Genomic DNA, 12,157 nt, shown 5'->3' with positions numbered 1-12,157 from the left:
CGAATTTTGTTTAATAAGAACGTGCAAATATCACGCGGCAAGCAGATGGTTTACCTGTTACCATACATTTACCAGGTTCTTTGTCTCCCGGAACAAATGACTCGAACGGAATACAACGAATGGTTGCTTTAGTTTCTTCCTTAATTTTTTCTTCGGTTTCAGTAGTTCCATCCCAATGAGCCAGAATAAATCCGCCTTCTTCGATTTTTTCTTTAAATTCGTCATAGGTGTCTACTGTTGTAATCTTGGAGTTACGGTAGTCCAATGCTTTTTTGTAGATATTAGCCTGCATTTCTTCAAGCAGGTTCTGAACGTATGTTTCAATGCCTTCACAGGTAACTGTTTCTTTTTCCAGTGTATCACGGCGCATCACTTCCATCGTGTTGTTTTCAAGATCGCGACCACCCATAACCAAACGAACAGGTACACCCTTCAATTCATAATCAGCGAATTTGAAGCCCGGCCGTTTGTTATCTGCATTATCATATTTCACAGAGATACCCAATGCTTTCAACTTAGCTACAATGCCTTCTACTTTAGCGTCAATTTGTTTCAGTTGTTCGTCATTCTTATAGATAGGAACGATTACTACCTGAATCGGAGCCAAATGTGGAGGTAATACCAATCCGTTGTCATCCGAGTGAGTCATAATCAATGCACCCATCAAACGAGTAGAAACACCCCATGAAGTAGCCCAAACATACTCCATCTTGTTTTCCTTGTTAACGAACTGAACATCGAATGCCTTTGCAAAGTTTTGTCCCAGAAAGTGGGAAGTACCACTTTGCAATGCTTTTCCGTCCTGCATCATGGCTTCTATTGTGTAAGTGTCAAGTGCACCTGCAAAACGTTCATTGGCTGATTTCACTCCCTTTACAACGGGAACAGCCATATATTTTTCTGCAAATTCACCATATACATTCAACATTCTGATTGCTTCTTCCTCTGCTTCTTCACGGGTAGCATGAGCGGTATGTCCCTCTTGCCACAGGAATTCGGCAGTACGCAGGAAAAGACGGGTACGCATTTCCCAACGGAAAACATTCGCCCATTGGTTACAGAGAATAGGCAGGTCACGGTATGACTGAATCCAGTTCTTATAAGTATTCCAGATGATTGTTTCTGATGTCGGACGGATAATTAATTCCTCTTCCAATTTAGCTGCAGGATCTACTACGACTCCTGAACCGTCTTCTGCATTCTTCAAGCGATAATGTGTTACTACGGCACACTCTTTCGCAAACCCTTCTACGTGTTCTGCTTCGCGGCTTAAGAATGATTTCGGGATTAATAGCGGGAAATATGCATTTACGTGTCCTGTTTCCTTGAACATGTCGTCCAATTGACGTTGCATTTTCTCCCAGATAGCGTATCCGTAAGGCTTAATCACCATACATCCGCGCACGGCAGATTGTTCTGCCAAATCAGCTTTTACCACCAAATCGTTATACCACTGTGAGTAGTTTTCACTACGTTTGGTAAGGTCTTTCAGTTCTTTTGCCATTATATTTTTCTATTTAAAGTTTTCTTGAGTGTTAAAACAGGGTGCAAAAATACGAAAAATGCATGAACTGCCCTATTCTTCATGCATTAATTTTCTAAAGTCATTTGCTTCTATATTACATATCTCATTTTTCATATTCGTTATATCGTTGCATCCGCGACTATGCTTGTTCAGCATAGCGCCTTTTTGAGAACTAAAGGCACTATGACCCGATGAAAAGGTTTTATACAAAAGAAATAAGCCTTTCCTACCCAATTATGGTATTTTACTAATGTGGTAACCTCAATCATTTGTTTTCCTGTTTCCAATGGTGTAATGAAAATATCGACATAAAACAATAAATGTTTATCGTCTTTTCTCATAATTGCTTCTTGCTTGTCTTCCTCTATAATAAGTTCTTCACTTTCAATAGCTTTAGTTTCTATACCGAAAGGTTTGACTAAACAGGCCCTTATTGCATACAACATTCGGAGCCAAGCGGGGTTATGAGCAAAGACTTTTAAAATAATATCTTTAGGAGACAAACGATTTTCTGTAACTTCTATGGAAAAACTGTCACTGTAATCTACGGGGAGATATTTCTCTATTTTCTTAGCCATATTGGTTATTCAATTAGGGTTATTCTACAATAGTTTAGTTTAGGTTTCCTCCGATAATAGATAAAACCATAGAAAAGGGGGCTTGAAAAATAAAAAATCAGGCAGTTTATTTAAGATAACCACCTGATTTTCAAAAGAGCGGTAAACGAGGCTCGAACTCGCGACCTGCGGCTTGGGAAGCCGCCGCTCTACCAACTGAGCTATTACCGCATATTTACTGCATTTCTCGACTCAAAAGCCTTATGAAATGGTGATGCAAAGGTAAACATAATTTTTATATCTCAAATAAAATCGCAGAAATTTTAATGCAAGAAAAAAGAGAAATCAAAGCATCTTCAATTCTTTTGTTTTGATGAAAAACAACCGGATATAAAAAAACGCATATTAGTAGCCCGTATAATTAAAAATATACAGATTGACGATAGTCGCTATAGAAAAAACTCCAGGATTTCCGGTTAATAAGATTCAGATATAAACTATTTTAGTGAATAATCTATCACTAGGTTCTAAATAGAGAATGAATATTGAATATGTGAGAATAAAGTTGCTTATATTATTTCAAATTGACAGATTTAGTTTCTAGCAAAATAAATAAGATTTAGAAACAAACAGGTACTTTATGGGCTATTTGGTAGCTTCCTTTTAAAGGGAGAACACGCTTCTCACCGACCAACGGTTGGTTCCATTTAAAGGAACAGAGCTTTTCCTTTAAAGAAACAACTCCAATATGCATTTATATTTTGTATAATCAAGTAGTTTATATCCATTAATAACACGCTTATTGCATATACTTGCATTATTTTATGCATCATTTTTTCTATCTGATAGAAATGATACAAACGTGATTCAAAGAGAAGATGAAAAATAGAACATCTTATAAAAAAGCGTTGAAACCTTCTTTTGTTGTATTGCTATATTCTTTCTGATGAACAAACCTCTCTTTTCATCTGTTAGAATATCTCAAATTCAGATATAACCTAACCAGTATGAAAAAAAATAAGCGACTTTTTATACTATTGACTTTGTATTTTTCCATCGGTCAGATAGATGCACAGATACCATTAAGTTTCGAAGAATCACTGCATCTGTTGAATCAAGGAAATCAGAGTCTGAAAATAGCAGATAAGAGTATTGAGATTGCGAAGGCTGAACGTGATAAGTTGAATGCTTTTTGGTATCCTAGTCTTCAATCTACAGGTGCGTTTGTACACATGTCGGAGAAGATCGAAGTCAAACAGCCTTTATCGCAGTTTACCGATCCGGCTAAAGACTTTGTACATTCCATTATTCCGGATGACCAAATCATTTCGTCTATACTGGATCAAATTGGGGCAAATACCCTTATATTTCCTTTGACTCCAAGAAATCTGACAACTGTTGATTTATCAGCCGAGTGGGTACTCTTTTCCGGTGGTAAACGCTTCCGTGCCACCAACATCGGAAGAACGATGGTCGACTTGGCACGGGAAAGTCGGGCACAGGTATCGGCCAATCAGCAAAATCTATTAGTTGAAAGTTATTATGGGCTTCGACTGGCACAACAAATTGTGACGGTTCGTGAAGAAACCTACAACGGATTAAAGAAACATTATGAAAATGCCTTGAAGTTAGAGGCAGCAGGAATGATTGACAAAGCAGGAAGGCTTTTTGCCCAGGTAAATATGGATGAAGCCAAACGTGCATTGGAAGCTGCGCGAAAAGAAGAAACAGTAGTGCAAAGTGCCTTAAAGGTTTTGCTGAATAAAAAGGATGCAGATGCCAATATCATTCCTACCTCTCCCCTTTTTATGAATGATTCATTGCCACCTAAAATGCTATTTGATCTTTCAGTAAACAGTGGGAACTATACACTCAACCAATTACAGCTGCAGCAGCATATTGCCAAACAAGAAGTGCGGATTGCCCAAAGCGGCTATTTGCCGAATATAGCCCTTTTCGGAAAACAGACCTTGTATTCGCATGGCATTCAGAGTAATTTATTACCGCGTACCATGGTAGGCATTGGTTTTACATGGAACCTCTTTGACGGACTGGATCGTGAAAAAAGAGTGCGGCAATCGAAATTAACGGAACAAACTCTGGCTTTAGGCCAGATGAAGGCTCGTGATGATCTGGCTGTTGGGGTAGATAAGCTTTACACGCAGCTGGAAAAGGCACAGGATAATGTAAAAGCTTTAAATGCAACGATTGCCTTAAGTGAAGAATTGGTACGCATCCGAAAGAAATCATTTACAGAAGGGATGGCAACTTCTACCGAAGTTATTGATGCTGAAACCATGCTTGCCAGTGTAAAAGTGGCTCGCCTGGCAGCATATTATGAATATGATGTGGCACTAATGAATCTACTCTCGCTTTGTGGCACACCGGAACAATTTGCAAACTATCAACCTAAACCGTAACAAACAATGAAACCAACTAGTAAAACCCTATCATGGGCTTTTGTCATCATTCTTCTGGCTGTCGGTATTTTCACCGGCTTGGGAGTTATATTAATGCATAAACAGCCGCTGGTCTTGCAAGGACAAGCTGAAGCAACAGAAATCCGTATCAGTGGGAAACTTCCCGGCCGTATCGACACTTTCTTCGTTCAGGAGGGAGACTGGGTACACCGGGGAGATACTCTTGTCGTCATTAATAGCCCTGAAGTACATGCCAAGTATCAACAAGTGAATGCCTTGGAACAGGTGGCAGTACAACAGAACAAGAAAATAGATGCCGGAACCCGTCGTCAGATCGTGGCTACTGCACTGCAATTATGGAATAAAACGAAGAGCGATCTTACTCTCGCCCAGACAACTTACAACCGTATTCTTACTTTATATAAGGACAGTGTCATTACTTCTCAAAGAAAGGATGAAGTAGAAGCTATGTATAAAGCGGCTGTAGCAGCCGAACGTGCTGCCTATGAACAGTATCAGATGGCTGTAGATGGTGCACAAAAAGAAGATAAAGCGTCTGCTGCCAGCATGGTGGATGCTGCTCGAAGCACAGTGGATGAAGTCTCGGCTTTGCTGGTCGATGCTCGGTTGACCGCTCCGGAAAACGGTCAGATAGCAACAATCTTCCCTAAACGTGGAGAGTTGGTTGCACCGGGAACTCCCATTATGAATTTGGTGGTGATGGATGATATACATGTTGTTCTTAACGTGCGGGAAGATCTGATGCCGCAATTTAAAATGGACGAAACATTTGTTGCGGATGTGCCCGCTATCGGTAAAAAAAATATTGAATTCAAAATCTATTATATTAGTCCGCTAGGCAGTTTTGCTACCTGGAAATCAACCAAGCAAACCGGAAGTTATGACTTACGTACCTTTGAGATTCATGCCCGTCCAACCCAAAAGGTGGATGACTTGCGTCCCGGCATGTCCGTGTTATTGACTTTAGATTAATCGACATCAAATAAACCAGAGAATGGATGAATCACAAACATATTCCCCTTTTCGTTCCGTACTGCTCAGAGAGTGGCGGCGAATGACTTCACGGCGCCTTTATTTTGGTGTCTGCATTGTCTTGCCATTGTTCACCCTTTTCTTTATGGCTACGATCTTTGGTAACGGACAGATGGAAAACATTCCTATTGGTATTGTCGATCAGGATAATACTGCTACTTCCCGGACGATAGTCAGGAATATTTCTGCCGTACCAACTTTTAAAGTGACAAAGCATTTTGTAAATGAAGCAGCTGCCCGTGAATCTGTGCAAAAGAAAGAGATTTATGGATATCTTTCCATACCTCCCCAATTTGAACAGAATGCGATTACCGGAAAGAATGCAACACTCTCCTACTATTATCATTATGCATTAATGTCGGTAGGTGGTGAGTTGATGGCGGCATTCGAAACTTCCTTAGCTCCGGTGGCTCTTTCTCCTGTGGTGATGCAAGCGATGGCACTCGGAGTAGAACAGGATCAGATTACCACCTTTTTATTACCCGTACAGGCTAATAACCATCCGATATATAACCCTAGTCTGGATTATTCGGTATATTTAAGTCAGCCCTTTTTCTTTGTGCTGTTTCAGGTTTTGATTCTGTTGATTACCGTGTATGCGGTTGGCATTGAAATCAAGTTCCGCACAGCAGATGATTGGCTGGCGACTGCAAAAGGCAATATAGTGACAGCTGTTTTAGGTAAATTATTACCTTATACCATTATATATATACTGATAGGATGGTTGGCTAATTACGTCATGTTTGGTATTTTGCATATTCCTTTTCAGGGGAGTTGGTGGTTAATGAATATCATGACTGTGCTTTTCATCATTGCAACACAGGCTTTAGGGCTGTTTTTATTCTCGCTGTTTCCGGCAATATCGTTGGTTATAAGTGTAGTTTCTATGGTAGGTTCTCTGGGGGCTACTTTGTCCGGAGTAACCTTTCCGGTTCCCAATATGTATCCGTTGGTGAGGGATGCTTCCAATTTGTTCCCTGTCCGTCATTTTACGGAAATGATGCAAACCATGCTCTATGGAGGCGGTGGGTTTATCCATCTTTGGCCGTCGGCTGTGATACTCTGTATCTTCCCGTTGCTGGCCCTGTCGCTGCTTCCTCATTTAAAACGAGCTATAGAAAGTCATAAGTATGAAAACATTAAGTAAGTTACAACAGTTGTCATTCATCATTCGTCGTGAATTTCTAGCTATCAGTACCAGTTATGCGGTTTTACTGGTGTTGATGGGAGGAATCTTCGTTTACGGGTTGCTCTACAATTATATGTATGCACCGAATATTGTAACCGATGTACCTGTTGCCGTAGTCGACAATTCGCACAGTGAATTGAGCCGTGATTTTATCCGTTGGCTGGATGCTACTCCCCAAGCAGAGATTTTTAGTCAGGCTATGGACTATCACGAAGCAAAAGAATGGATGAAAGAAGGCAAAGTACAGGGAATACTCTACCTGCCTCATGATTTTGAGGAACGGGTGTTCCGGGGAGATGAAGCCGTATTTTCCCTTTATGCAACTACTGATGCCTTCTTGTATTTCGAAGCTTTGCAAGGTGCTTCTTCACGTGTCATGCTGGCTATTAATGATAAATACCGGCCAGATGAAGCAGTGTTTCTTCCACCACAAGGATTGCTCGCCGTAGCTATGGCGAAACCGATCAATGTGGAAGGCACTGCACTCTACAATTATACCGAAGGATATGGTTCCTATCTTATTCCGGCAGTCATGATGATTATAATTTTCCAGACCTTGCTGATGGTTATTGGTATGGTGACCGGAGAAGAATACAGTAGTAAAGGAATCCGTGCATATACTCCTTTGGGGTATGGCTGGGGAGTTGCTATTCGTATAGTGGCAGGAAAAACGTCCGTGTACTGTACTCTTTATGCCATCTTTGCCTTTTTTCTATTAGGCTTGCTCCCTCACTTTTTCAGCATCCCCAATATTGGAAACGGATTGTACATCGTACTATTATTGATTCCATATTTGATGGCAACTTCTTTCTTGGGATTGGCTGCATCCAGGTATTTTACGGATTCTGAAGCTCCCCTACTCATGATCGCCTTCTTCTCCGTAGGATTAATCTTTCTTTCCGGCGTTTCCTATCCAATGGAACTAATGCCCTGGTATTGGAAAGTAGTCCATTACATTTTCCCAGCTGCACCAGGCACACTCGCTTTTGTGAAACTGAATTCTATGGGAGCCAGTATGGCTGATATCAGACCGGAATATATAACTCTCTGGATACAGGCACTTATTTATTTTACAATAAGTATATGGGTCTATAAGAAGAAACTGGAATCAAATCTGATTAGTTAAATTAACAAAAACAAAACATGCGCTAATTATAACATATAGCAAAAGAACACTTTCAGATAAATCAACTTCGCAAAGTAAATAATCAACTTTGGAAATAAAAATGTTTCTAAATAGATGTTTTCTTGTAGAATCTCTCCTATTTCTTTGCATTTGTCATTGTTTTTGTCTAGTTTCGTTAACTGTTATGTTTATATGATCGTTAGAAGTAGTTTAAAAAACAACTATTTATATGAAATACATTGTATATATTCTTCTCTTTTTTCCTGTTTGGGTTACAGCACAAACATACAAATATATAGGAATAGAAGATGGCTTGAGCAATCGCCGGATATTCAATATTCAGAAAGATGCTCAGGGCTATATGTGGTTTCTTACAAATGAAGGGATGGACCGATACAACGGTAAAGATATAAAACACTATAAATTAAATAAAGAAGGCACTATTTTGGATGCTCCCATACGTTTGGGATGGTTATATACAGAACCACATATCGGTATATGGGTGGTTGGCAAACAAGGACGAGTCTTTCAATACGAAGCCGACAGAGACGATTTCAAAATGGTATATAAATTACCGGATACCTCTGAAGCAATAAGTTGTGGTTATCTGGATCGCAATGATAATATCTGGATATGTCGTAAAGATACTGTATTGCTGTATAATATTAAAGATGCTCATATAGTTCGATTTCCCAATGTATTGCATAGTAGTATTACGGCAATAGAACAAGTAGATGAGCACCATTTCTTTATAGCAACGGAGACGGGCGTACGATATGTCAAACTGGAGAATGGTATTTTAGAGACCATGCCTGTTGAAACACTGGACTATTTTCATGCACAGGTGAGTGAACTGTATTTTCATCGGCAATTAAAAAGATTGTTCATTGGTTCATTTGAAAGAGGAGTTTTTGTGTACGATATGAATACACAGGAAATTATACGTCCGGACGCTGATCTTAGTGATGTAAACATAGCTCGTATCAGCCCATTGAATGAAACAGAGTTACTGATTGCAACGGAAGGAATAGGGGTGTATAAAGTTAACGTAAATACCTGTGAACTGGAAGATTACATTATTGCTAATTATCAGAGTTATAATGAAATGAATGGAAATAATATCAATGATGTTTTTGTAGATGAAGAAAAGCGGATATGGCTTGCTAATTATCCAACAGGAATTACAGTGATTGATAATCGCTATGAAAATTATCATTGGATGAAACATGCTATGGGTAATGCACAGTCATTAATCAATGATCAGGTACAAGCGGTTATCGAAGATCATGAAGGTGATCTGTGGTTTGGAACTAGTAATGGTATTAGTCTTTATAATTCAAAAACAGGTCAGTGGCATTCATTTCTAAGCTCTTTTAATCATCAACTAAAGGACAAGAATCATATATTTATTACTTTATGTGAAGTGGCTCCTGGCATTATATGGGCAGGAGGATATACTTCCGGCATTTATAAAATAAATAAAGAAACGCTATCAGTTGAATACTTCTCTCCTTACCTTCTTTCTCACGTCAATATGCGTCCGGATAAATATATTCGTGATATAGTTAAAGATTCAAGAGGACATATCTGGTCGGGAGGCTATTATAATCTAAAATGTTTTGATTTGGAGACTAACAGTGCACGTCTATATCCGGGACTGAATTCCATAACATCAATTGTTGAAAAAGACAAACTGAATATGTGGATCGGAACTGCTGCTGGCTTGTATTTATTGAATCGAAATACTGGTGAATATCAGTATATTGAAATGGAGATAGGAATCACTTATATTAATACGCTTTATCAGGCAGATAATGGGTTGTTATATATCGGGACAAATGGTATGGGAGTATTTATCTATAATCCTCAAGATAAGACTTTCGAACATTATTTTTCTGATAATTCTGCTTTAGTTTCAAATAGAATATTTACAATATTGCCGGAAGTAGATGGACGTATAATGATGAGTACAGAGAACGGAATAACCTGTTTTCATACTAAAGAAAAGATATTTCGTAATTGGACTAGAGGAGAAGGCTTGTTGCCTGCATACTTTAACGCAGCGGCAGGAACGGTGCGTAAAAATAAAAACTTTGTATTCGGTAGTACGGATGGAGCAATTGAACTTCCGATGAATGTGAAATTCCCGGATTATAAGTTCTCCAGATTGGTATTTAGCGACTTTCATCTGTCTTATCAACCTGTTTATCCGGGTGTCAAGGATTCTCCTTTACAGAAAAGTATCGATGAGACAGATGTATTAGAGCTGGCTTATGATGAGAATACGTTTTCATTTGAAGTTTCTACAATCAATTATGATTCTCCCGGAAATGCACTATATTCGTGGAAATTAGAAGGCTTTTATGAGAAATGGACTCAACCGGGAGCAAATAATTTGATTCGTTTTACCAATTTGCCTCCAGGTAGATATATTCTTCATGTACGTGCTATATCCAGAGAAGAACATGACATTGTTTTTCAGGAACGTGCTATGAAAATTATCATCACGCAACCTTTTTGGTCGAGTTGGTGGGCTATCTTGTGTTATATTCTGTTGGTAATAGGGGGATTTTATTTTGTTCTACGTGTGATAAATCTAAGAAAACAAAAGAATATATCTGATGAAAAAACGCAGTTCTTCATCAATACGGCCCATGATATACGTACTCCATTAACTTTAATAAAAGCACCTTTGGAGGAATTATTGGAAGAAGAGACGCTTACCGACAATGGAATAACTCGTACGAACATTGCATTGAGGAATGTGGAAGTTCTTTTACGACTGGTCAGCAATCTGATTAATTTTGAGCGAACGGATGTATATTCCTCTAAAATGAGTGTTTCCGAGTATGAGTTGAATACCTATATGAATGAAATATATAATTCATTCTCTTCTTATGCTGCCATTAGGCGTATTGAATATACATACGAGAGTACTTTCAGCTATATGAATGTATCGTTTGATAAGGAGAAGATGGATTCTATTTTGAAGAATATAATATCGAACTCGCTAAAATATACTCCGGAAAATGGAAAGGTCAGCATTTCCGTGTCCGATACGAATGATTCATGGAAAGTGATAATCAAGGATACAGGTATAGGTATTCCTGCCAGTGAACAAAGTAAGTTGTTCAAGCTTCATTTCCGTGCCAGCAATGCTATTAACTCTAAAGTGACGGGTAGTGGTATCGGATTAATGTTGGTAGGAAAACTGGTGAGCCTTCATGGAGGTAAAATTAGTGTAGATAGTGTCGAACATCAAGGTACGACAATCAAAATTGTTTTTCCGAAAAAGAATAAGACTTCTCAAAGTATCAGTGACGAAGCATCTTCTAAATTTGAGGCGTTGGCTCCTGTACTGCCCGCTCCGAATGTACCGGCAAAGACAACCGCTACGATAGATGATCCAAATTTACGACGGATTCTTGTTGTAGAAGACAATGATGAGCTACGCTCCTATCTGGTCAGTTCATTGTCTTCTATATATAATGTACAAGCTTGCGCTAACGGAAAGGAAGCATTGATTATTATCAAAGAATATTGGCCGGAACTGGTTCTTTCTGATATCATGATGCCAGAGATGCGGGGAGATGAATTGTGTGTGGCTATCAAAAGTGATATTGAAATTTCACATATTCCTGTGTTGTTGCTCACTGCTTTGGGAGAAGAAAATAATATTCTGGATGGACTGTCGATTGGTGCGGACGAATATCTCATCAAACCTTTCAGCGTGAAAATATTACGGGCGAATATCGCTAATCTGTTGGCAAACCGGGAACTGTTGCGCATGAGATATGCCAATCTGGATATAGAAGCGAAATCAATGGTTCCATCTGCAAACGGTACTAACAGCCTCGATTGGAAGTTTATATCAAATGTAAAGAAAATCGTGGATGAGAATATAAACAACCCTGAATTTTCCGTTAATGTGCTCTGTGAATCAAGTGGCATGAGCCGTACCAGTTTCTATTGTAAATTGAAAGCATTGACGGGACAGTCTCCGACAGAGTTTATTCGGGGGATGCGTTTGAAACGTGCTACCGAGTTATTGAAAGAGGGTGAATATGCTATTAATGAGATTTCAGACATGGTTGGATTCTCTGAAACTAAATATTTTCGGGAAGTATTCAAAAAATACTATAAGATGAGTCCGAGCAGGTATGCTAAAGAAGGAGGCAATCCCTCTGCTGAACTGGAAGATGACGAAGAAGATTGATAAATAAAAAGCGAATAGATACGTTGTATTTAAAAAAGTTCTCCTCTGTTATGGGTATCTATAACAGAGGA

Annotated in this window: 7 protein-coding genes and 1 tRNA gene; 5 read left to right on the top strand and 3 right to left on the bottom strand. The window is 39.0% G+C overall.

Going from position 1 to position 12,157, the window contains the following annotated elements; all coding sequences use genetic code 11:
• Positions 1-10: 10 nt before the first annotated feature.
• The 3 genes from proS to KSX81_RS23505 form a co-directional block, all read right to left on the bottom strand.
• Positions 11-1,504, bottom strand: a complete 1,494-nt coding sequence (gene proS, locus KSX81_RS23515) for a proline--tRNA ligase (protein ID WP_004318252.1) — start codon at positions 1,502-1,504, stop codon at positions 11-13.
• Positions 1,505-1,674: 170 nt separating this feature from the next.
• The gene (locus KSX81_RS23510) at positions 1,675-2,103 is read right to left on the bottom strand and encodes a DUF2867 domain-containing protein (protein WP_004295997.1); all 429 of its coding nucleotides are present in this window, start codon (positions 2,101-2,103) and stop codon (positions 1,675-1,677) included.
• 137 nt (positions 2,104-2,240) lie between these two features.
• Positions 2,241-2,313: transfer RNA gene (locus KSX81_RS23505), tRNA-Gly, on the bottom strand.
• Between the two features lie 776 nt (positions 2,314-3,089).
• Here KSX81_RS23505 and KSX81_RS23500 point away from each other — a divergent pair.
• The 5 genes from KSX81_RS23500 (at position 3,090) to KSX81_RS23480 (ending at position 12,086) form a co-directional block, all read left to right on the top strand.
• Positions 3,090-4,502, top strand: a complete 1,413-nt coding sequence (locus KSX81_RS23500) for a TolC family protein (RefSeq protein WP_004295999.1) — start codon at positions 3,090-3,092, stop codon at positions 4,500-4,502.
• A gap of 6 nt (positions 4,503-4,508) precedes the next feature.
• A complete protein-coding gene (locus tag KSX81_RS23495) occupies positions 4,509-5,495 on the top strand; it encodes an HlyD family secretion protein (RefSeq protein ID WP_004296000.1) in 987 nt (328 codons plus the stop codon).
• Positions 5,496-5,517: 22 nt separating this feature from the next.
• Positions 5,518-6,702, top strand: coding sequence for an ABC transporter permease (locus tag KSX81_RS23490; protein ID WP_004306085.1), 1,185 nt, complete (start codon positions 5,518-5,520; stop codon positions 6,700-6,702).
• On the top strand, positions 6,686-7,870 hold the full coding sequence (locus KSX81_RS23485) for an ABC transporter permease (protein ID WP_004296002.1): 1,185 nt from the start codon (positions 6,686-6,688) through the stop codon (positions 7,868-7,870). The genes KSX81_RS23490 and KSX81_RS23485 overlap by 17 nt, the downstream gene beginning before the upstream one ends.
• Before the next feature lie 229 nt (positions 7,871-8,099).
• On the top strand, positions 8,100-12,086 hold the full coding sequence (locus KSX81_RS23480) for a two-component regulator propeller domain-containing protein (protein WP_217725728.1): 3,987 nt from the start codon (positions 8,100-8,102) through the stop codon (positions 12,084-12,086).
• The last annotated feature ends 71 nt before the right edge of the window (positions 12,087-12,157 follow it).

The sequence above is a fragment of the Bacteroides sp. MSK.18.37 genome (genome assembly GCF_019129155.2).
Classification (GTDB): Bacteria; Bacteroidota; Bacteroidia; order Bacteroidales; family Bacteroidaceae; genus Bacteroides; species Bacteroides ovatus.
This window is presented reverse-complemented; position numbering and strand designations above follow the sequence as displayed.